This window comes from Planococcus ruber, from assembly GCF_022819085.1.
GTDB lineage: Bacteria > Bacillota > Bacilli > Bacillales_A > Planococcaceae > Planococcus > Planococcus ruber.
This window is the reverse complement of sequence record NZ_JALHAG010000001.1, coordinates 989,821-1,012,571: the sequence shown is the minus strand read 5'-3', so window position 1 is coordinate 1,012,571 and position 22,751 is coordinate 989,821. Positions and strand designations below refer to the sequence as shown.

Here is a 22,751-nt window from a genome sequence, read left to right as displayed (position 1 = left end):
GTTGTCGCACTTTCTTTTCTTATTTGCTTTTCACTTCTTCTTTTAATTGTTCGCGTAGTTCAAGCCGGCCGATATCGCGCAAGTGGACTTGGTCCGGTCCGTCTACTAGGCGCAGCGTCCGTGCATTTGCATAATGGGCAGCAAGCGGGAAGTCTTCTGTTAAGCCGCCTCCGCCAAATACTTGGATCGCCCGGTCGATGACATTCAATGACACACGCGGGGCTGCAATTTTAATCATGGCAATTTCTTTTCGGGCTGCTTTCGCGCCTTCTTCGTCAATTTTATGGGCCGCATGCAAAGTCAACAGGCGTGCCTGTTCGATTTCGATTCGGCTCTCCGCAATAATTTCACGAATGACATCTTTTTCAGCTAACGTAGAGCCGAAAGCTACTCGGCTATCTGCACGTTTGCATAATAATTCAAGTGCGCGTTCTGCTGCTCCGATGGCGCGCATGCAATGGTGGATTCTGCCTGGCCCAAGACGGCCTTGGGCAATTTCAAACCCGCGCCCTTCGCCGAGCAGCATATTCGATGCCGGTACCCGGACGTTATTGTAATGGACTTCCGCATGTCCTTGCGGGGCATCGTCGTAGCCGAAAACCGTCAGCGGACGTTTGATTTCGACTCCCGGAAGATCGAAGGGAACCAAAATCATCGATTGCTGCTGGTGTTTTGGCGCATCCGGATTTGTTTTCCCCATCACAATCGCCACTTTGCAGCGCGGATCCATGGCGCCTGTCGTCCACCATTTCTTGGCATTGATAACATATTCATCTCCATCCCGTACGATGCTGCTTTGGATGTTCGTTGCATCCGAAGAAGCCACGTCAGGCTCCGTCATGGAGAAGCAGGAACGGATTTCACCGCGCAGGAGCGGCTCAAGCCACTGTTTCTTCTGCTCTTCGGTTCCATATTTCACGAAAACTTCCATGTTTCCCGTATCGGGTGCGTTGCAGTTGAAAATTTCGGGAGCGATTAATGAGCGGCCCATGATTTCGCAAAGATGTGCGTAATCATAATTGGATAGCCCCGCTCCATATTCTGGATGGTCCAGGAATAAATTCCACAATCCCTGTTCTTTCGCTTTTTCTTTCAATTCTTCGATAATCGGCGGGATCGTCCAGCGGTCTTCCGCTTCCTCAATGTATTTTTCAACCGTTTTTTCGTTTGGATAAACGTATTCGTCCATAAACTTTATTAGCTTTACTCTTAATTCCTGTGCTTTAGGCGACAGCTCTTTAAGCATTCTTTTCTCCTCCTACGTGTTTTAAAGTGTTTTTCAAAATTTTTCCCGATGCATTTCTTGGCAGGCTTTCAATAATCTCAAATTCTTCCGGTACTTTAAACTTGGCCAACGATTTTCGGCAATGCTCTTTTAACATCGAGAAATCGTCCGGATCCAGCGACGACCCTACAACAAAAGCTTTTACTTTTTCTCCAAAAACCGGATCCGGTATGCCGATTACCGCTGCTTCCACCACATCCGGATGGCTCTTCAACACATCTTCCACTTCGATGGAGAATATTTTTTCCCCCGCCCGGTTGATCATGTCTTTTTTTCGGTCCCGGATGTAAATATAGCCTTCATCATCCATTATTCCGAGATCTCCTGAATGCCAGTAGCCATCAGTGAAACTGGAAAGGTTGGCTTCCGGATTGTCCCAATATTCTTTGACGACCATCGGGCCTTTGATGTAAAGTTCGCCTGACTCCCCCGGCTCACATTCATTGCCTTCGCTATCCATTATTTTAATATCGGCTACGGCAACTGGCCGGCCGACCGATGTCACTTTCGATTCCGGATAGGATACCGGCATTAAGGTAGCGGGAGAAGTGGTTTCCGTCGACCCATAAGCGTTGTGCAATTGAGCATTCGGAAAGGCTTGCTTCAGCATATTAAAAGTTTGCTGATAAATCGGAGACCCGCCAAAAGCCACTTTCTTCACAAAATCAAACGAATGATTTTGGAACTTTTCACTTGTGGACATCATGATAAAGATGGTCGGGACATTAAACAGAAAGTTGATTTGATCCTTAAGGATTCTCTCGATATAGGCTTCGTTTTGATAGCGCTTCATGCTGTAGACCGTTCCGCCGACATAAAGAACGTGCAGCAATTGCCCAATCAGTCCCGTCACATGGAACATCGGCACCGCAATCAGCGTTTTCATTGTATCGTCAGTTTGGAACACGTATTTATAATTCATCACGCTGTGGATGACGTTGATATGGGAAAGCACTGCACCTTTTGGTCTTCCTGTCGTTCCGGAAGTGTACAAGATAAACGCCCCGTCCTCTTCTGAAATAGCAGCTTCCGTCAATTCGGCATTTTGTTCAAGCAAGGAACTGAACGTATTTTCCCCTTCTATTTCGAATAATCGGCTGCCAGCTTCCAGGCTGCCGCTTGCTTCTGCCGCTTGCCGAACTTTTTTGGTGAACTCCTGTTCCACGATTATCACTTTCGGTTTGGAATGTCCGAGAATGTACTCAATCTCCTCCATCGCTAATTTCACATTGATCGGAACCATAATCGCCCCTATTTTCGAACAGGCGAAGACCATAATCGGGAATTCATGGCGATTGCCGATCACAGCTGCCACACGATCGCCTTTTTCAATTCCTGCTTGCTGAAGGTTCGCTGCTGCGATAGATGAAAGGTCATCCAATTCTTTGTATGTAAGCTCATGCTCCTCTGTTGCAACCGCAACTTTTTCTCCAAATTGCTGCACACCGTCCGAAAGAATTTCTGTTATCGCTTTCGGGCGATTTTTGAAAACCTTAATATGTTCACGTCCAAAAAGATTCATTTCAGAAATCTCCATACATTGCCTCCTCTGTCTTCACCCAAAATGTAACCCCTTACATTTTTTCATAAAAAATAAACAAAAAATTTAGAATATAACTTCAAAATTAGTATAAGGGTTCTTTTTTTGAATTACAAGTCAATTTTCAAACGATTTAAAATATTTATTCAACTCCTATTATTATTAAAACGATGAACCAAAATAAAAACCCTTTCTGCCGAGGCGGAAAAGGTTTTCAGGAACTTATTTTAATTCGACGTTATGGTAGACTTGCTGAACATCTTCTAAGTCTTCAATTGCATCAATCATTTTTTCAAACTGAGCTTGTGCTTCTTCCGGAAGCTCCAATTCGTTTTGTGCAAGCATCGTTAATTCCGCTACGGTGAATTCTGTAACGCCGACACTTTTGAATGCTTCTTGCACCACGTGGAATTGATCCGGCTCTGCGTAGACAATTACCGAGTCTTCCTCTGCGACGATGTCGCGCACATCCACATCCGCTTCCATCAGCAGTTCAAGCACTTCCTCTTCCGTCTTGCCTTCAATGCCGAAGACTGCTGTGTGGTCGAACATATAAGCAACAGAGCCGCTGACGCCCATATTGCCGCCGTTCTTCCCGAAGGCTGCACGCACATCTGATGCGGTGCGGTTGACATTGTTGGTCAACGTATCGACAATTACCATCGAACCATTCGGCCCAAATCCTTCGTAGCGAAGTTCATCATAGCTTTCTTCTGAACCGCCTTTAGCTTTTTCAATGGCCCGGTCGATGATGGCTCTTGGCACACTGTAAGTTTTCGCGCGCTCCAGCACCACTTTCAGCGCTTGGTTCGATTCAGGATCCGGTTCCCCTTGCTTCGCCGCTACGTAAATTTCACGGCCGAATTTTGCATATATCCGGCTAGTATTAGCATCTTTTGATGCTTTTTTTTCTTTGATGTTATTCCACTTGCGTCCCATTCTGGTTTCCCACTTTCTTTCAACTTTGAATGTGAAGAACGTTCACTCCTTCTATTATATAATAAAAACCCGGATTTTTTCGAGTTATAGAAATTGAAAAGAAAAATTTGAGAGCTGAACAACAAAAAAACGGACTCCCTTTAATGAGAGTCCCGCTTTGTCTTTCCCTTTTTATCCGTCCGGAAATATTCGGAGAGTTGAATCGCCCGAACTTTCCCTGTGTGAAGTTCGTGGTAAATGCCGCGGCTGTCTGTGAACGAAATGTATTGATCCCGTTCGCTTCGGACCAGCCGCTCCGCTTCTTCCTGTGACTCCAGATGAATGAACCTTCGGATATAATGGTTTTCGTCAAAAAAGTACGTAACTTTGAACTCCTTCATGAAAATCCACTCCTTACGTTGAATACGGCGCTTGCTGATAGAAATAATTCGGCTTCACTTTATCGTTCTTATACGGCTTATGGAAAATATGCGTAGTGGCTGGAGACATCGGCGGAATGAGCCAAGCCCAGTTGCCGGTGACGTCCCTTCCTGCACCAGCCTCTTTTTTTTCAAAGCTTTGAAATTGTTTAGCAGCCGTATGATGATCCACGATGGTGGCGCCGGCTTCGCTGAAAGACTCCAAGACGGCAACGTTCAGTTCGACAAGCGCCCGGTCTTTCCAGAGCGTCCGGTTCGAGCTTGTATCCGCACCGATCGCTTCTGCTACTGCCGGCAATAAATCATAGCGGTCTTCATCAGCCAAATTCCGCGCCCCGATTTCGGTGCCCATATACCAGCCGTTGAACGGCGCCATCGTATAATGGATGCCGCCGATTTCGAGCTTCATATCAGAAATGATTGGAACGGCATACCATTTGGCAGCTATTTCCTTAAACCTTTCAAAAGTTGGGTGCGTGATTTCCACTTCCATCACGGATTCTTTCGGCAACTCGAAAAAGCGAGGCTCTTGCCCTTTTACTTGAATCACGATTGGGAGAAGATCAAAATGGGTCCCTTCACCTTTCCAGCCCAATTTTTCACATTGCCGGGTGAATTCGATCGAACTGGAGTCTCCAACCACTTTTCCATCTTTTTCATAGCCGGCATAGCGGATCAATTGATGATTCCAAATGCGCATCTCATCTTCTCCGTCGTGTGCAGCCGGGAAGACCGTAATCGTTGGACGGATTTTTCCTTTATTCGTAGCAAAATCAATGTGTTGAATCAGTGCATCAAATGCACCTTCCGCTGTTTTTTGAAAACGTTCATCAAAAACCGTCAATGAATTCCAAAATAGCCGGCCGATGCAGCGGTTGTTGTTGCGCCACGCCATTTTCGCACCGTGCTCCAATTCTTCGAACGTATGGCGGTAAGTGCCAGTCGCATCAATTTCCTTGGCTACCCCCTCTATTCTATCTGCCAGCTCTTGCTCATTTTTCCCTAACTCGGTATAGCAAATTGCCAAAAAATTAGCTGCTTCTTCCAGCAAAGCATGCCTTGTCTCAACTGCCTTCACGAACATCACTCCTTGGATTCATCATACCATCTCGGCTCTCATTCTCTAAATGATAGCTCTTTGTTTTTAGATAAGGATGCAGTAGACTTGAAGGAGTTTGAAAATATAAATTAAGGAGATTCCATCCATGGTAAAAGCGATTTTCTTTGATTTGGACGACACGTTATTGTGGGATAAAAAAAGTGTGGCGACCGCTTTCGAAAAAACTTGTGAGCTCGCAGCTGAAATCAGCGGGAAAGACTGCAGCCGCCTTGAAGAAGCGGTAAGAAGCGAAGCAAGCAAGCTTTACGCGAGCTACTCTACTTATCCTTATACACAAATGATCGGCATCAACCCTTTCGAAGGATTGTGGGGGACATTTGACGATGAAGGCAGCGATTTCCAGCAAATGAAAGCTATAATGCCGGATTACCAGCGAAACGCCTGGACTCGCGGATTAAAAGAGATCGGCATTGAGGACCCTGCACTCGGCGAAAAGCTGGCCGCTTATTTTCCGGAAGCAAGAAGGCAAAGCCCGACTCTTTATGAAGAATCTTTGGAAATTCTCGAACAATTAAAAGGGCGTTATCAATTATTGCTGCTGACGAATGGCTCTCCTTCGCTGCAACAGACGAAACTGGAGATTACACCGGAAATTGCCCCTTATTTTGACCATATTGTCATTTCTGGCGCCTTCGGACGCGGCAAACCGGATCCTGCGATTTTCCAGCATGCCTTATCCCAATTCGGCCTGCAGCCGGAAGACGCATTGATGGTCGGAGATAATCTCATGACCGATATCATCGGTGCGGAAAAAGCCGGCATCCGTTCCGTCTGGATCAACCGGGAAGCGAAAGCTCCCCACGATACCATCATTCCTACATACGAAATCAAACACCTCCAGGAATTGCTGCCGATTCTGGAAGCAATCAAAAAAGCAGAAGGGCTCTGAAGAGCCTTTCTGCTTTTTGTTTAAAGATTGATCGCTGTTACTTCTTCGATTTCTGCTAAGTTTTTCAATTGCTCGAGGCTCGATTGCTGGGCTGCTTTATCGATGGACAGCATCATGATCGCAGCTCCCCCTTCATTTGAACGCCCCACCTGCATCGTCGCAATGTTGACATCTTCTGTTCCAAGCAAGGTCCCGACGCGTCCGATTACCCCAGGGCGGTCATTATGGCGAATGAACAATAAATGCCCTTTCGGCACCACATCGACGATAAAATCATCAACCTTGACGATACGTGCGCCTTGGCCATTCAACAAAGTTCCAGCTGCTTTTCGCGTGCCTTTTGCCGTCTTTACTTCCACTGTAATCAGGTTCGTAAACCCTCTCGAAGTGGTAGACTTGCTTTCGTTCACCATTATCCCTTTTTGATTGGCCAAATACATCGCATTGACATCATTCACATGCGTACCGAGATGGCGCTTCAATAGGCCTTTTAATGTATTGCGCGTCAGCGGCCCCACTTCCATATTCGCCAGCTCTCCTGAATATTGGAGATTGACTTCTTCTGCGGTGCCGTCGGCCAAATCCGTCAAAAAGATGCCAAGCCGTTCCGACAATTCGAAATAAGGTTCAATTTTCGCCATGATTTCTTTTGGGACAGAAGGCAAGTTCACGGAATTTCGTACGGTCCCTGAAGTCAAGAAACTGATGACGTCTTTGCTGACATCCACTGCCACGCTTTCCTGCGCTTCAATTGTGCTAGCACCAAGATGCGGCGTCGCCACCACTTCCGGCAAGTCGAGCAAACGAAAATCCACCATTGGCTCCTGTTCAAACACATCAAGCGCTGCACCCGCTACTTTTTTCGATTTGATGGCATTGTATAAGGCATTTTCGTCAATAATTCCGCCTCTCGCACAATTGACGATCTGAACGCCGTCTTTCATGATGCTAAATGCCGCTTCATTGATCAAATGCCGTGTTTCTTTCAATAAAGGCGTGTGTACGGTGATAAAGTCTGCAGCTTTCAACACTTCTTCCACGGTGCCAAAATCAATGCCCAGCTTCTCCGCTTTTTCAGCGGTCAGAAATGGATCGTAGGCAATGACATTCATCCGCTGCCCTTTTGCCCGTGCCGCTACTTCCGCGCCGATTCGGCCCAGTCCGACCACGCCAAGCGTTTTGTTTTTAAGCTCGACCCCTACATATGATTTGCGGTCCCAGGTTTTATTGCGCAGCGCATGGAAGGCTTGAGGGATTTTCCGGGCCATCGACATGAGCATCGCCATCGTATGTTCGGCGGCGGAATTGGTATTGCCGTCTGGCGCGTTTACGACGATGATGCCGCGTTCGGTAGCCGCTTCGAGATCGATATTGTCCACGCCTACCCCTGCCCGGCCAATAATTTTCAGGTTCTCGGCTTTTTCGATAATTGCACGCGTCACTTGCGTTTGGCTTCTGACTAGCAGCGCATCGAATTCGCCGATTCGTTCCTCTAATTGTTCAGGAGTCCATTTCGTTTCCATCACAATATTAAATCCCTCTGTCTGTCGCAAAGGATAGATGCCATCTTCACTTAGCGGATCGCTGATTAAAATTTGAAAAGCCATTTTTATCTCTTCCCTTCATTCAAATAGATTTCCTGCGCCGCCCGGACGCCTTTGCCGAGTTCAATCGCTCCTCCGGCTTTGGCGATGCCAATTTCCATAGCGGCAATCGCTTGAAGCACATCAGCAGGCGAACAGTATCCCATATGTCCGATGCGGAAAACCGTTTTCGCCATATGCTGCTGCCCTCCGGCAATGTCCATTCCGAATTCCTGTTTCATGATTTTCCGGAAAACTGGTGCTTCGAAGTCCGCCGGCTGGACGGAAGTCACAGTCGGCGATGCATCTTCATCGCTTGTCAGAAGCGGAACTCCTAATGCGCTAAAAGCCGAACGCGTCATCTCCATCATCAACCGGTGCCGGGCATATACTTCCTCCAGACCTTCTTCCTCCATCAACCGGAGCACTTGCTGGAGACCGAAAAGAAGTGAAATTGCGGGAGTAAAAGGCGTCGTGTCTTTGATGATATTGTCGCGATGTTTTTTCATATCCAGGTAAAAACGAGGCCGCGGGTTGGCTCCGATTTTTTTCCATGCCCGTTCACTCGCCGCGATGAATGCTAAGCCCGCCGGCAGCATAAAGGCTTTTTGGGACCCTGTTACGACGACATCCAATCCCCATTCGTCCATTTTCGTTTCCACCCCGCCGATGCAGGAAACGCCATCGACAATGAGGAGGGCCTCTGAAACTTCTTTAATGGCCGAAGCCAGTTCCGCTATCGGATTTAATACGCCCGTTGACGTTTCGCAATAAGTAGAAAAAACGGCTTTCACTTCAGGATGTTCCTGCAAAAATTCCTTGATCGCCGAAGGCTCCAAAGCTTCTCCCCAAGTCACTTCGATTATATGGGTTTCGATGTTATACGCTTCACAGATCTTTGCAAAACGCTCTCCGAATGATCCCGTTACTATCACCGCTGCCGTTTCTCCGGGAGCGACTACATTGACGACTGCCGTCTCTAAAGCAGAAGTTCCGCTTCCAGTCAAAATCATGACTTCTTGTTCCGTTCCAAAAACGCGCTTTAACTTCGGCCGAATATCGCTAATCATATCGGAAGTGCTCTCGCCTCTATGGCCGATCATCGGTTGGCTCATCGCCCGGTTGACACTTGGCGGTATGGGCGTTGGCCCCGGAATACGCAAAATTTGTTGGTCAGTCAGCATAGTGAAATTTCCCCTTTCGATTTAAGGCAATTAACTCATATCCAATTGAACACTAAAAAAGGCTCTCCTCCCCTTACATATAAATGCAAGGGGCGAAGAGCCTTTCGGTTCGCGGTACCACCCTAATTCACTGCCTTTTTTAAAGGCAGCCTCATTGGTTCGAATGCGTAACGGGCACAGGCCGGATGGACCTACTCAAGTTCAATCCATCTATTCAGGAGTGCTGCCATAAGCCGGAACCGCTGATTTCCACCACCCATCAGCTCTCTTCAGATTCCTCTGCCTACACCTTATCTCCATCAACATAGTTAAGTGATATTTGAATTGAGTCCATCATAATCAAATAAAAACAAGTTGTCAATATAGATAAAATATTCAGATAATATGTAACCGTTTTCAATTTGCAGAAATCTTATTCCCTTGGTGTTTCACATATTTAAAAAATTTTTGGGAGTTAATGAAAATAGAAAAGCCTGGGAGGCAAATGAAATTTGCTTCCCAGGCTTTTTTTGTAAATGCTATTTTCTGTTTTAAGCTAAACCGAAGTCGCTGACCAATGCAGCAAGTCCGCCTTGGTAGCCGCTGCCGATTGCGTTGAACTTCCACTCGCCGGCGTGGCGGTATAATTCACCAACGACAAGGGCTGTTTCAATGGAGAAATCTTCCCCTAAATCGTAGCGCAGAATTTCTTCGTTTGTGCTTTCGTTCAAGATGCGGATGAAGGCATTGGATACTTGTCCGAAGTTTTGGCCGCGGCTGTCCGCTTCGTGGATCGTTACCGTAAAGACCACTTTATGGATATCTGCCGGGACATTCGGCAAATCGACGATCACTTGCTCATCGTCCCCTTCCCCTTCACCAGTCAAGTTATCGCCAGTGTGGGTAACCGAACCATTTCCTCCCACAAGGTTGTTATAGAAGATAAAATCTTCCGGCCCGCGGGATTTTCCGTTTTCCCCGACAAGGAAAACCGACGCATCCAAGTCAAAATCTCCGCCGCCGCTATATTTGTTCGTGTCCCATCCTAAACCGACGAGAACCTTTGTTAATCCTGGATTTGTTTTTGTTAAGTCAATCTTCTGCCCTTTTGATAAGTTGATCGATGACATAATAATTTCCTCCTCCGACTGATTAATTAAGCTTTACGTTGGGTATCTTCGTATTTCTTTTGAAGCTCTTCTATGCGAAGGCGCCCTTCTTCACGCATTTTGCGGTTTTCCGCTTCGATTTCGCGCGTATCATTCATCCCTTGCATAATCGTTTCCCACGTCTGTTCAATTGTCTCAATTTTGATGCTCGGTTGTCCAGACATACGCGCAATATCGACGCTCTGTCTTGAGATGTCGTTTGCATTGTTCAAAAGCATTTCGTTTGTCCGGCGATCCAGCTCATTCATGCCTTCTGCGACCAAGCTTTGGCGCTTCGCGGCAATGGCATTAATCAAACCGGTTTTAAAGATCGGAATGGTCGTAACAAAAGCCGAATTGATTTTTCCGATCAATTTCGTATTGCCGCGCTGCAGCATACGGATTTGCGGAGCGGATTGGTACGATACTTGCTTTGCCATCTCCAAATCGTAGACCCGCTGCTCCAATAATTCAATCGCATTTTGCAGGGAATTCAGCTCCATCAAGGCCATTTGGTTTCCGCTTTCCGCTTTTGCACGGACTTCCGGCTCCTGGGCTTTCAATTCCTGGACTTTCAAATCGCCTGCTGCGATATACTTTTCCAGTTCCATGAAATAATTGAAGTTCTGATCGTACAATTCTTCCAAGGTAGTTGTCGATTTTTTCATTTCCGATTCGTACTTGGTGATTTCCACATACACTTTATCAATTTCAGTTCCCATCGTCTGGTACTTGCTGAACAATTGCTCGATCATTTTGTTGCCTTTGTTGAAGATTTTATTCAAGAAGCCTTTCTTTTCAACAAAATCCTTTTTGTCGAACTTGTCCATAATTTTCCCAAGCTGCTTCAGCAGTTCACTGGATTCTTCCATGCTGTTTGCCTGGACAGAATTCAGGACTTTTCCGGTGAAAGCTGAAATTTCATTGGCCGGCTCACGCCCGAACTCCAATAACTCGATCTGGTTTTTCGGGTTGATCGTAGAGGCCAATTTGATGACTTCCGGGTCTTGCTTCAATTTCACTTTCAACTCATTTTCGTTTTGCATAAGAGATTCCTGCTGTTCAATTTGCTGCGGCAACGTATTCATCTTCTTCACTCCTTTTAGGTCATAGCCATTTTCTGAATATCTTTTTCACGACAGATGGTTCTCGGTAGGGCTCATTAAAACTTCTTTCATCCAGCCAATGCGTGTCGATTGCTTCCGTGTCAATCCAGCGTTCGATGTCTTGATGGCCTTGCGGGTTGATCATGATGACATCGAGGCCGAATGTATGGACAAGTGCGATTGCATTGGCATCTGCCCGGCTTAATTCAGCGTCTTTTTCTTCATTATAGAACAAAAGAGTCGGCACAAACTGAGGATAATCAAATAACTGGATTAACTGGATCACCGAATCCGGAAGTGACATCGATTGTGAAAATAAATAAAGCTGAAGGTCTTCAAACGATTCTCCCGTTTGCGGAGTCAGCATCGGCTTTTCTACATGTCTGGCAATCGCTTCGCAGATAGCCGTTTGCACCCCATCAGGCAATCGGCTGTATTTCCACCAATTGGCGTTTTTCATTTTTTCCGGATCTAGCCTTCCGGTCTTATCCAGTGCTGCTCGGTAATGAAACAACTGATTACCTTTCCGTTCTTCAATAAACGGGAAACTGCGGATCAATAATGTATCTTCTCTTTCCGTTAAGTTATGGATATTGTCCCAAAACCGCTTTCGGTCTTTTTCGATCCCCATAACCTTGGCGAATACCACGGGAATGACAACGCTTCCCCGCTCGACGCCAAAAGAAGGCCGGACCATCGCACGTTCTTTGGCGAGCATGAACGCTTCGTCAATTGTCGTTTTTAGGCGAATCGAACGTGTCGAGTACGATTTAAACTGGAAAGGCTTGTATAAGCCTGAATCATCATGATGCAGCAAACGGTCCACTTCCTGCGTAGCGCGAAAAGCGACGGTTCCGACACGTTCCGGTTTTTCATCCGGAAATTGCACTACATGATCACTCGTTACCTGGAAGCTATGGCTGAGAAGATCTTGCCCTCCTACTGCATCGGCGAGCCAATGTTTGCCTTCAGGATCATACGCAATGATGTGGAATCCGAACGCTGCAGAAAATTTCAGGAACCATTTTTCGCTTTCAGACATATCGGCATACCATAAAAAAGCGGGCAAGCCTTTTTCCAGATTTAGCTTTTCAAGTTCCGGCTCAATGTGATTGAATGTCCATTTCACTAAATCCGTTGCTACTCTGCGGAAAGAAGAATGGGTTGTGGCAGCTGCCGAGTGGTTCTGGAACTCTTTGAGGGTATCAATCAGCACGAGCCGCAGCCTGCGGTTCAAGCCGGGATCTTTCAGCTTCGGCATAAGGCCTTTGCCGTCAAGAAATGCGACAATCCGGCTCGGCGACAGGCCGTTTTCTTTTTTGTTCATATCAAACAAATCCTGCAGGCTGCGCAGCCGTTCGGAGGAAATTTGTTTGTTCAGTTTCCCGGATAGCCGGATCAGACGTCCTTCTGCGGCTTCCATGGTGTCATAAATGCCCGCAAAATAATCGTCTTCGTCTAAGGACATGCCGACGAATTCACCGATAAGCTGAGGATAGGTCAAGCTATCTTCTTCAATTTTCGTTTCTGGATGATTGATGATGGGCTTATTCAGCCACTCCCCAATCTTTTCCGGATCCCACGTTCTCACGCGTACCGGATGCAGTTGAACCATGGGATTCCCTCCTCATTATTTATGCTGCAAAATTTCTTGCTGAACACGGAAAAGTATTTCTTCTCCCGCTTCGATTCCTCGTTTTTCAGTCGTTTCGATGTGCGCTGAAACGGGGATCCTGCTTCTTACTGCTTCACCGTGGGCAGCCAACAGGCCAAGGTCTGCGCTTTCAAGCAAATCGAGATCCAAGAGCGAATCGCCAGCTGCTACCACATAGTCAGCGCCAATGCGTTCTTTAACATACTCCATCGCCCCTGCTTTTGTGATGCTTTCGGGCATGAAATAAAGCTTTCTGCCCTGAAGCGACATCGACCAGCCGATTTCCCGAAAAGTCTTTGTATAAAATGCTAATTTTTCGGATGGAAATTTTTCACGGTCAATAATCAAGTAGACAAACCACCCGTCTGCTTCTCTTACACGCAAAACCCACTCTTCCGAGAAATGCTGAACAATTTTGGGCATAAGCTCTTCTACAATGGTTTTCTTGCTGACGCATTGCTTGCGGATATGGTCTGACCATTCTTTGATCGGTTCGCCGTCTTCTAAAATGACGGCACCATTTGAAATCACAGCGAATTTCGGTGCAGCATCGCCTTTATAGATGCCGGTAACGCGTTCATACTGGCTCTGAGTCCGCGTTGTAACAGGCAGAAAGCAAAGCTCTTCAGCCAACTCGTGAAGCATTCGCTGACCAGTTGCTGTCATGAAGGACTGCGGGTTTCCTTCATAGCGCTCGACTTCCCGCAAATCGGATTCAACCGCCTGTTTTCCCATGGACCGTTTCGAATAGATTAATGTCTGGTCTAAATCACTGGCAAATAGGAATGTCATATTTCTTTTCCTGACTTGATCAATCCAATGGAACGATAAAACAATTCAGGAACTACTTCAACCGGCACATTTTTCTCTTTCGCTAAAATCAGCAGATGCTGGACGTCTGGATGCTCCAAATCATTCACCAGCACTTTCCAAGGGCTTCTGCGCAGCAAAACGCGCGTCGTCTCGCCTACACCCGGCTTGATTAAATGGTAATCCGTTTCGCTGTACATCTTCGCTCCTATTTCTTCGACTTCCTTCATGCCTTGCCATGTTCTTTCGGCAGTGACCGGAGTAGATGAAACTTCTTTTTCAACTGCCTCTGCAGTTTCGAGGAAACACGCGGTGACTTCGTCTACGAAATTATTGGATAAGTCTTCTGCCAATAATTCTTCGTAGAATTTGGCCCCGTGAAAATCATCTTCGCCAATATAGCGTTCATTTAGGATCGTCCGGCTCACAAGACCGGAAACCGTTGAGTTTAAACAAGCGCTTGGAATCAGGAAATCTTCCCGCGTGCCAAAAAGCACAGCACAAGCACCTGGATCTGCCAAAACGGCCATATCATCCTGCAAATTCCAACCTTTTCGGCTATTCAGGCTATCAACGGATTTCGTCAATTCTTTTTGGATGGCGCCTTTTCCAGTCCAGCCGTCTATAAATTGAATGCGGCTGCCTGGATGCGCCGCCTGAATAGTTTCAATCGCTTTTTCATCAATTCCTTTATCCCGAAGAATCGAGACGCTGTAATGCGGCCAGTTCAATCCAAGAATCTGTTCCGCATACCGGCGAATCAAAATGCCGACCGGGCTTCCGGCCCGCGCCAACGATACCAGCACGACATCCTCTGTCTGCGCATTAAGCAAAATGCGGCGAGAAACGACTCCCACCAGATGGCTTAGGCGCTCCTTCGTTGTCTCAACAGTTGCATGGTAGAGTTCTGTATATTCCTGAGATGGCTGATATTCCATAGGCAGGCGCTCCGCATAATGCGCTCCGGAGCGGACGGCATTTTCGCGTTCTTCGAGCGTGCTTTCCTCAAAATCAGCTGTGACATCTTTCAATAAAAATGTGATATCTTCTTTCGGATAACTGGTTCTAACTAATCCCGTAGCAATCATTGAGTGGAATTCCTCCTTTTGGCTGCCGTCAATGAAATCCATTCGACCGGCGCTTTCTTCTCCAAATAACTGATTAACGGACCCCAGTCTGCCAGCTCTGAAACAGATTCAGCCAGCAGATAGATCCGGTCAATATCCAAACCATTCAGGTTATAGATAAACTGATCCACTCCATCTGCATCCGGCAGTCGGAAACCGGCTTTCTCACGAATCGGATATCCTTCCTGATCCGCAGCGAAAATCGGGCTTCTCGTGGTTGTTTGGACAATCGAGTCATCGCTAAGCGCAAGCCCGAAACGGAGCGCCAAATACATATTTTCGCCGATTCCTACTACTAACGGCCGCTTTGGCTTCTGCTCAAGCTTCGCTGCTGTTTCTAATGCCCAGCTGTCGATTGCCTGCTGCTCTTTGCTCGATAGCCCGAATCTTCCAGTCAATCGTATGTATTGCTGTCCCGTAGAAGATTCATAAGGGAGCTGTTCTGCCTCGGCGAGCTCCTGCGGCTGTTTTGGAGAACTGCCCTCCAATTGTTCGATTGGGGATTCATCCGGAGACGACCCATGGTTCAATTCAAAGTGCCCGGCCATCAAGGACAATACCGCTATATCGATTTTCAGGTCCTGAGCCAACTGGCTGAATTTCTTCTGCTGGTCTTCATTGCGCCAATCCAATATGGAAAGGGACGTATATTTTTTGCCCGGAAACTGTTCATCCAAGGCGGTGATTAAATTAATCAGCGTATTGCCGGTTGAAATTTCATCATCGACCAAAACAATCGCTTCCGCTTCTTCCAACAGCCCTTCCGGTGCATATACCTTATGGGAAGTGGCATGCGAATGCTCTTCTTCAAAGACAAAGGAAGGCTCTAAACCGCTAATTTGTTCACGGGTCGTATGGATATAAACTGCATTTTCAAAATGCTGAAAAACAGAATGGCCAAGTCCTGTAGCCGTTTCTGCCATCCCGATAAATACCGTTTTCTCCGGCAATGCTGCCGTATGCCGAAGCGATTCTTTCGTCACTGACGGGTTTGGCACCCCGCTCTTCAACATTTGGACCAGCTGGGCAGACTGCGGAATAGGAGGCAGCCCCTCTTTTTGCATCAATAAAGAAGCCAATAAGCTGCCGGCCCCAAGCGCAATCGAAGGTGACACAGCAAGATGCTTGGCGATAAGTTTGCTGACAAAGAGAAATTGGCGTTTTTTATTGACCCGAAGGCCCATTGAAAAAAGCGCTTCTGCCGGAAGGCCCTGATAAGCCTCACGGACCGTCACAGTTAAATCCAAATTCTCCCATAATTTATAGTTGAGTTGATAGTTGGTTTGATCGAATATGGTTGAGGACATCGATTGGTTTAAAGTTTTCATTCAGCACCCCATAGACTTCCGCCTGGGCGGCAATTTTTCTTGCCCAGCTTAAATGCGGTTTTACTTCGTTCATTTTATTGCGCGTCGGACTTTGCAGGATCCCGTTGAATTTTCCGCTTTCTGCGAGAATCAGGGATGCATCGTCGTACGTTTCCTTTGTCACCATATACCCTGCATTTACCGTCATGATTTGGGACGGATGGATACAGGTTTTTCCTTTAAAGCCGTTTAAAACGTCCAGCTGCACTTCTTCCCATAAGGTTTTTTCAGCTTCTGATGCAACAAATGGAAATTGGACGGTTGAAAAGTGTTCATACACCGGGCCAGACACGATAAACCCGTCCTCTGCCCGCCCAAACTGATTGATGATGTCTACTAAACAATCGCGAACGACATGGACATCATATATGGTGCGCTCAACTGGACGCCGCAACCCGTAAAGGCTGGAAAAGTCAGTAGCTCCAACACGTACAGTCAAAATACGATCCGCTTCTTCTTTTAAAATCCCGTAAATTTCCTTTAAAGTATGTTGTCTCGTTTCCGCATAGAGGACTTCTTTTGTTTCAAGCAGCGGCAAAGCATATAAATTGCGTCCTGCTGCTTCGCTTGCCCGATCGAGCGCTTGGAAAAAAGCCCGCAGATTTTCAGCGTCGCATTTTGGAAAAACGATTCCTGTCAAAACGCTAAGCGCTTTTCCAGCAGAAGCGATCAGGCCGTCCAACTGTGCTGCGCTGCGGATCCGCAAAAAAAGTGCCGGCCCCTCAGTAAGCTGGCAGGAGTTTGCTGCATCCAAACGTTTCAGCTGCTCGGCAACATTCTTTTCAGCATCTACTAATTCCGCATCAGCTACCGCATCTTCCAAACAAATGATTAAAGTAGCCAATCCGGCGAATGCTCCCCGGCGATAATTTCCTCCCAGTATTTTCGAAGCGATATCCTGTCTGGAACCAGGGGTATAAAGAGCTGCGCCTAATGCCAGCCCCAATGTTTCCCTTGCCGTATCTCGGGAGAATTCTGCCGGGGAATATTTAAAAAACGCTTTTAAATCCGATTTACTCAATACGTCGAAATGTTTCATCTTCCGTCCTCCCGGCACAATTAAACAAATAAATTTAAGCGAGTCTAAAAAAGCAAGGAGACGACAGGCCCCTTGCTTTCTATTTGTGCAAAATTAGCTGTCTAAACCAAAGTCCTTAACAAGTGATGCCAGTCCACCTTGATAACCGCTGCCAATCGCATTAAATTTCCATTCTCCTCCGTGGCGGTATAGCTCTCCTACGACAATCGCCGTTTCGATGGAGAAGTCTTCCCCTAAATCATAGCGGATCAATTCTTCATTAGATCCTGCATTCACAATGCGCACATATGAATTGCTGACTTGCCCGAAGTTTTGGCCGCGTGCTTCTGCGTCATGGATCGTAATGGCAAATGTTACTTTCTCAATGGAAGAAGGGATAGAAGAAAGGTCGATATTTACTGCTTCATCGTCCCCTTCGCCTTCACCAGTTTTGTTGTCTCCCGTGTGTTCGACTGCACCGCCGGCACCGATTGTATTGTTATAGAAGACAAAGTCAGCTTCTGAGGCCGCTTTGCCGCTCGCATCCAATAAGAAGACCGATGAATCCAAGTCGAAATCCTGTCCGCCGTCGTATTTATTTGTGTCCCAGCCAAGGCCGACGACCACTTTTGACAACCCCGGATTGGATTTTGTTAAATCTACTTTTTGTCCTTTTGATAAGTTAATAGCCATTTAATTGTCCACTCCTTAAGCGTATTTGTTTGCGATTGAACCGATATCTGCATCCATTGTGCCTTCACCGACAGCAGAGAATTTCCACTCGCTGCCTTGGCGGTACAATTCTCCAGGAATCAGCGACATTTTACCGGCGTAGTTTTCAGTTAAATTATAATGAACAAGTTCTTCTTTTGATTGATTGTCCACTAAACGGATGAAGGCATTTTGAATCATGCCGAAATCTTGCTTTTTCTGTCTTGCATTGTAAATATTTACAACGAAAACGAGACGGTGGATCGAAGGCGAAATTCGTTTAAGGTCGACGTTGATTGTTTCGTCATCCCCTTCTCCTTCGCCGGTCAAGTTATCGCCTGAGTGAACGACGCTGCCGTCTTTGCTTTTTTTGTTGCCGAAATAAATCAAGTTTTCTTTGCCTTTCAACTTGCCGTTTTCATCCAGCATGATAACAGAGGCATCACAATCGATGTCGGCTCCGCCACCGCCGCCTCCAAGCAATCCGCTTAGGAAACCGCCGCTTTTTTTCGTTTCAACTGGGTCCCACCCAAGGCCGACCATGATGCTTGAAAGACTTGAACGCCCTTTTGTCAAATCAATTTTCTGACCTTTTACAAGATTAATAGCCATTTCCAGCACTCTCCATTCATCTTTATGTACTTACAGTTAATAGTATTTGTAAATCCGGAAAATTTCAATTATTAAGGGTCCTTTGTCAGCCGTACAAAACGCTTTCCGCCTTACAATGGACAACTCTTTCCGCCAGCTGTATGAAAATGGGCAAATGCCTTTATAATAGCTGATAAAATACATACGTTTGGGAATGAAATAAGTTTCATTTTGAAAATTATTCTGTAGTGCTTTTACGGAAAGAAAAATGCAAGCATATTTTCAAAGGCGTTAGGGTAAACAAAGTCATAGAGAAATATGATACATAAGGAAAGGGGAATGCGATATGAAACTGGTCTCCATCGTAGTTCCGGCATTTAACGAAGAAGCCAATATTGCACGGATGTTCAGCCGGTTGACCGAAGAACTCGAACCGCTGCCTTACCGCTATGAAATTATGTTCATCAATGACGGCAGCCGCGACAATACTCTTCAAGAAATTTTAAAACTGGCAGAAAAACATCCGAGTGTAAAATACATTTCACTGACAAGAAATTTCGGAAAGGAATCCGCAATTCTTGCCGGCTTGAGCCGCATCAAAGGAGACGCGGCTATTTTGATGGACAGCGACTTGCAGCATCCGCCCCAAATGATCGGCGAAATGATCGCAGGTTTTGAAGATGGGTTTCATCAAGTCGTCGCCAAACGCTCACGCAGCGGCGAATCGAAAATGCGGAGCTGGCTCTCGTCTGCTTATTACAAACTCGTCAATTCCATCACCGATGTTGATTTTGTCGACGGCGAAGGCGATTTCCGCCTGCTGAGCCGAAAAGCCATCAACTCCATTTTAAAACTCAGCGAAAGCAACCGGTTTTCAAAAGGCCTCTTTTCCTGGATCGGCTTGAGCAAGAAAATTATTTGCTATGACAACGTGGTGAGAAATGAAGGAACCTCCAAGTGGTCGTTCGGCAGTCTGGTGAATTACGGCATCGACGGCATTATTTCTTTCAATTTGAAGCCGCTCCGCGTCTGTTTTTACACTGGATTTCTTGTCCTTTTCCTTTCGATCATCTACATCATCTGGACTTTTTACCAAATCATGCAAAACGGCAACAGCGCGCCTGGATATTTCACCACGATTACCGCGATTCTTTTTTTAGGCGGCATTCAATTGCTCAGCCTCGGGGTCATCGGCGAATATATTGGACGCATCTATAATGAAACAAAACAGCGCCCGAATTTCTTGATCGATGTCAGCAATGTGGATGAATACGATGAACTTCGCTAAGCTGAATACCGAATTCACTCGCTTTGTCGTTGTCGGTGTTATCAATACGCTCACGTATTACAGCATTTACCTCATCCTGCATAACTTGTTTTCCTTGCCTTATTTGGCTGCTCACGTGATCGGATTTTTTATCAGTCTAAACATTTCATTTTTCTTGAATTGCTATGTGACTTATAAAATCAAACCTACCTTGAAAAAATATTTGTATTTTCCGCTTACCCAAGTGGTGAATATGTCTGTATCCACTTTTTTAATATTTATTTTTGTAGAATGGCTGCGTATAAACAGCAACATCGCTCCGTTTGCCGCAGTCCTATTCACTGTGCCCATCACCTTTGTCATTTCCGGCAAAATTTTAAAAGGCACAGCCGCACCAAAATTCGCAAAAAGACGGTGAATCTATGCGCAATCGCTTCTTCCATCTGTATTTATTGCTCGGCAGCTTTTTTTTAGCCATTCTCGCCCATGCGGTCTTTTTATATCAATGGACACGCAGCCATTTCATGGTCGGCATCGATGACGGCAGTTCGCAGATGCTTCCTTTTAAAAAGTTGTTGTATGACCAATATACGTCAGGGGAATTCTTCTATTCTTTTGATTTTGGGCTTGGAGCCGGAACATTTAGTGAACTTTCCTATTATTTCTCGACATCCATTGTCTTTCTGGTGAGCGTCCTCTTTATTTTTCTGCTTGAAACAATCGGCATTGTCCAAACTACGGATATTCTGTTCTGGGCGAATGCCGCTGTCTTCATCAGCATCATCCGGCTCACGTTTATTTTGTTCATCACGACGAGGCTGTTTATGTATATGAAAATTTCCTGGCTGCCCGCCTTGCTTGGCGCCTCTGTCTACGGCATCTCAGGAATGTATTTCCGCCATACGGTCTACTGGGAATTTTTTGCCGATGCCTTTCTTTGGCTGCCTCTATTAATTTTGGGAATCGAGAAGATTTTCCGGGAACAGAAACCCGGCTGGTTTTTGCTGGCGGTTTCAATTTCCATGATCGATAATTTTTACTTTTCGTATATCAATTTCCTGTTGGCGGCGATTTATATCGCGGTCAGATTATTCATCCCGCTCACATCCGGCGAAACAAAACGCTTAAAGGCTTTATGGACATTCCTGTGGGCAGGCCTGCTCGGATTCGGCATCAGTGCCGTTTCTTTCATCCCTGCCGTCTATGCATTTTTGAATAACCACCGCCCGGCTTTTGAACAGGAAATCGACTGGATGGACTTTACCGACAATATTCTATTTACGAGCCGCTATATTGTGCTTCCTGCTATTTTTGTTTTGCTGCTATTCATGGGCCGCCTTTATCGAAACCGGACCTTCCGTTTGTTTGCAATTCTTGGAGCCATCGGAGTCGTTCTGCATTTCAGCCCCTTGGCGGCCAGTATATTCAATGGATTTTCAGCCCCTCAATTCCGGTGGGAATATTTTCTTTCCCTAATGGCTGGCGGTGCAATTGCTGGCGGACTGCGTGAATTGCCGAATGTAACCGTCAGGCAATTCCTGATCGCTTCACTGATTACGGTATTTTTGTTCATTTATACAGGTTCTACAGACGAAATGCTCAAATGGCAATCATCGGCTTCAATCCTTGTGCTTATAAGTCTTTTCATGAGTCTGCTTTTCAGTTTCTCCATCATCAAATGGAAAACGGTCCGGATTCGAAATGCCTTTATTGCTTTTCTGCTGATTTTCCTCATTGGCTTTACCAATCTTTATCAAGTCGAAAAATTGCTTGAAACAGGGAAAATCGGACAAGTGAACGAAGGATTATTGACGGGATCCGAATATGACGACCCGGAAATCAGGGAGCTTCTGGCTCAAATCGATAAATCAGAGGCAAGCGGAAATTACCGCATTGAATGGATGGAAGGCGTCCGAAACAATACCCCTATTGTCCAGGACTTCCGTGGATTGAGCGCTTATTCCAGCATTCTCAATAAGAATCTGCTGTACTTCTATTTATACGATTTGGAAATTGATATGGGCCGGGAAAGTGTCAGCCGCTATGCAACACTCGGGAAACGCACGAATCTCCACAGCATGCTTCAAGGAAAATACATCATATTGCCAAAAGACGACAACAACATCCCTTATGGATTTACTGACGCTTTTTCTTCTGGCCAGTACACGGTTTATGAAAATTCATTTGTGCTGCCTTTCGCCCGTACGGCTTCTGTCGTCTATCAGGAGCAGCAGCTTGAAGAGTCTCCTGTATTAGCGCGTGAGCACGCCATGTTGACGGGTGTCGTACTCGACGGTTCCGGCGGACAAGGTGAACTGCCGAAAGCTGAAGAGAAAACGGATGAGTTTGAAATCGCAGAAGCCGATGCCCATTATGAAAATGGCATTCTGGAAATTACAGGTGATGAAGGCGGATTGGATTTCATCAGGCCGAATTCCGACTTCCAAGATGGCGATCTGTACATCTCGTTTCATCTCGAAAATTTTGCGGCTTCGACCGGATTTTCGTTGAAACTTAACGATTATTCCACTACGCGGAAAGCAAACGACTCAATCTATCGAACCTTTGTCGATGATTTGACCCTCCGTACGGAAGCATCTGAAAAAATTTCCCTGCGGCTTCCAAAAGGCCGTTATGCGCTAACCAATATTGAAATTTACGAAGAACCGTATGAGGTACTGAAAACGCAAACTACGAAAGAATCCGGACTAAGCCAGTTGAACATCGACGGAAGTTCGGTTGAAATGGTTTATGACAATAAAGAAAAAGCCCCTTATCTAACGGCCGCAATCCCATATGAAAGAGGCTGGAGCGCTGAAGTCAACGGCAAAGAGGTCCCTGTACGGAAAGCTAATTATGCTTTTGTGGCGGTGCCTCTGGAAGAAGGCAAAAACAGCGTGTCATTTAGTTATCGCCCGCCATTCTTCAAGGTTTCGTTGGCTCTATCCGTACTTTCCCTGGCCGTCAGCCTATTTCTGCTTTTCGGCCGCAAAAGGCACCCCTAATGATCTAAC

20 protein-coding genes and 1 other annotated feature are annotated in these 22,751 nt (G+C 46.2%); of the genes, 4 read left to right on the top strand and 16 right to left on the bottom strand.

Annotated features, from left to right (window positions below; genetic code table 11):
* Positions 1 to 19: 19 nt before the first annotated feature.
* The 5 genes from MTR82_RS05165 to MTR82_RS05145 form a co-directional block, all read right to left on the bottom strand.
* A complete protein-coding gene (locus MTR82_RS05165) occupies positions 20 to 1,246 on the bottom strand; it encodes an acyl-CoA dehydrogenase (protein ID WP_246808113.1) in 1,227 nt (408 codons plus the stop codon).
* Positions 1,239 to 2,822, bottom strand: a complete 1,584-nt coding sequence (locus MTR82_RS05160; protein ID WP_246808112.1) for a class I adenylate-forming enzyme family protein — start codon at positions 2,820 to 2,822, stop codon at positions 1,239 to 1,241. Before MTR82_RS05160 ends, MTR82_RS05165 begins: the two co-directional genes overlap by 8 nt.
* 225 nt (positions 2,823 to 3,047) lie before the next feature.
* Positions 3,048 to 3,764 (bottom strand): YebC/PmpR family DNA-binding transcriptional regulator, encoded by a 717-nt coding sequence (locus MTR82_RS05155; protein ID WP_052650429.1) that lies wholly within the window; start codon positions 3,762 to 3,764, stop codon positions 3,048 to 3,050.
* Between the two features lie 140 nt (positions 3,765 to 3,904).
* Positions 3,905 to 4,144: a hypothetical protein gene (locus MTR82_RS05150; RefSeq protein WP_246808111.1), complete on the bottom strand. Its 240-nt coding sequence runs from the start codon at positions 4,142 to 4,144 to the stop codon at positions 3,905 to 3,907.
* Between the two features lie 13 nt (positions 4,145 to 4,157).
* Entirely contained in the window at positions 4,158 to 5,261 is a 1,104-nt protein-coding gene (locus MTR82_RS05145) for a nitric oxide synthase oxygenase (protein WP_246808109.1), read from the bottom strand.
* A 127-nt stretch (positions 5,262 to 5,388) separates the two neighbouring features.
* On the opposite strand from MTR82_RS05145, the gene MTR82_RS05140 reads away from it, so the two are divergent.
* Complete coding sequence (locus MTR82_RS05140) at positions 5,389 to 6,192, top strand: HAD family hydrolase (RefSeq protein WP_246808108.1); 804 nt, start codon at positions 5,389 to 5,391, stop codon at positions 6,190 to 6,192.
* A 20-nt stretch (positions 6,193 to 6,212) separates the two neighbouring features.
* Here the strand turns inward: MTR82_RS05140 and serA are convergent, their stop codons facing one another.
* The 11 genes from serA to MTR82_RS05085 form a co-directional block, all read right to left on the bottom strand.
* Positions 6,213 to 7,799: a phosphoglycerate dehydrogenase gene (gene serA, locus MTR82_RS05135; protein ID WP_246808107.1), complete on the bottom strand. Its 1,587-nt coding sequence runs from the start codon at positions 7,797 to 7,799 to the stop codon at positions 6,213 to 6,215.
* Positions 7,800 to 7,801: 2 nt separating this feature from the next.
* Positions 7,802 to 8,959 carry a pyridoxal-phosphate-dependent aminotransferase family protein gene (locus MTR82_RS05130; protein WP_246808105.1) on the bottom strand — a complete coding sequence of 386 codons (1,158 nt, stop codon included), beginning with the start codon at positions 8,957 to 8,959 and terminating at the stop codon, positions 7,802 to 7,804.
* Between the two features lie 85 nt (positions 8,960 to 9,044).
* Positions 9,045 to 9,271, bottom strand: a binding site (T-box leader).
* A gap of 218 nt (positions 9,272 to 9,489) precedes the next feature.
* On the bottom strand, positions 9,490 to 10,068 hold the full coding sequence (locus MTR82_RS05125) for a TerD family protein (RefSeq protein ID WP_246808103.1): 579 nt from the start codon (positions 10,066 to 10,068) through the stop codon (positions 9,490 to 9,492).
* 26 nt (positions 10,069 to 10,094) lie between these two features.
* Positions 10,095 to 11,174 carry a toxic anion resistance protein gene (locus MTR82_RS05120; protein WP_052650415.1) on the bottom strand — a complete coding sequence of 360 codons (1,080 nt, stop codon included), beginning with the start codon at positions 11,172 to 11,174 and terminating at the stop codon, positions 10,095 to 10,097.
* A 19-nt stretch (positions 11,175 to 11,193) separates the two neighbouring features.
* Positions 11,194 to 12,807, bottom strand: a complete 1,614-nt coding sequence (locus MTR82_RS05115) for a YceG family protein (RefSeq protein WP_246808102.1) — start codon at positions 12,805 to 12,807, stop codon at positions 11,194 to 11,196.
* 15 nt (positions 12,808 to 12,822) lie between these two features.
* Entirely contained in the window at positions 12,823 to 13,638 is an 816-nt protein-coding gene (locus MTR82_RS05110) for an HAD family hydrolase (protein WP_246808101.1), read from the bottom strand.
* Positions 13,635 to 14,744 carry a cysteine protease StiP family protein gene (locus MTR82_RS05105; protein WP_052650409.1) on the bottom strand — a complete coding sequence of 370 codons (1,110 nt, stop codon included), beginning with the start codon at positions 14,742 to 14,744 and terminating at the stop codon, positions 13,635 to 13,637. Before MTR82_RS05105 ends, MTR82_RS05110 begins: the two co-directional genes overlap by 4 nt.
* Entirely contained in the window at positions 14,741 to 16,111 is a 1,371-nt protein-coding gene (locus tag MTR82_RS05100) for a phosphoribosyltransferase family protein (protein ID WP_246808100.1), read from the bottom strand. Before MTR82_RS05100 ends, MTR82_RS05105 begins: the two co-directional genes overlap by 4 nt.
* Positions 16,044 to 17,189 (bottom strand): HpcH/HpaI aldolase/citrate lyase family protein, encoded by a 1,146-nt coding sequence (locus MTR82_RS05095; RefSeq protein ID WP_246808099.1) that lies wholly within the window; start codon positions 17,187 to 17,189, stop codon positions 16,044 to 16,046. Before MTR82_RS05095 ends, MTR82_RS05100 begins: the two co-directional genes overlap by 68 nt.
* 93 nt (positions 17,190 to 17,282) lie before the next feature.
* Positions 17,283 to 17,861 carry a TerD family protein gene (locus tag MTR82_RS05090; protein ID WP_052650403.1) on the bottom strand — a complete coding sequence of 193 codons (579 nt, stop codon included), beginning with the start codon at positions 17,859 to 17,861 and terminating at the stop codon, positions 17,283 to 17,285.
* 15 nt (positions 17,862 to 17,876) lie between these two features.
* Positions 17,877 to 18,491 (bottom strand): TerD family protein, encoded by a 615-nt coding sequence (locus MTR82_RS05085; protein ID WP_246808098.1) that lies wholly within the window; start codon positions 18,489 to 18,491, stop codon positions 17,877 to 17,879.
* A gap of 325 nt (positions 18,492 to 18,816) precedes the next feature.
* On the opposite strand from MTR82_RS05085, the gene MTR82_RS05080 reads away from it, so the two are divergent.
* The 3 genes from MTR82_RS05080 to MTR82_RS05070 are packed head-to-tail and all read left to right on the top strand — an operon-like array spanning position 18,817 to position 22,742.
* Positions 18,817 to 19,758 carry a glycosyltransferase family 2 protein gene (locus MTR82_RS05080; RefSeq protein WP_246808097.1) on the top strand — a complete coding sequence of 314 codons (942 nt, stop codon included), beginning with the start codon at positions 18,817 to 18,819 and terminating at the stop codon, positions 19,756 to 19,758.
* Entirely contained in the window at positions 19,745 to 20,155 is a 411-nt protein-coding gene (locus MTR82_RS05075; RefSeq protein ID WP_052650397.1) for a GtrA family protein, read from the top strand. The genes MTR82_RS05080 and MTR82_RS05075 overlap by 14 nt, the downstream gene beginning before the upstream one ends.
* A gap of 4 nt (positions 20,156 to 20,159) precedes the next feature.
* Complete coding sequence (locus MTR82_RS05070) at positions 20,160 to 22,742, top strand: YfhO family protein (protein WP_246808096.1); 2,583 nt, start codon at positions 20,160 to 20,162, stop codon at positions 22,740 to 22,742.
* Positions 22,743 to 22,751: the final 9 nt, after the last annotated feature.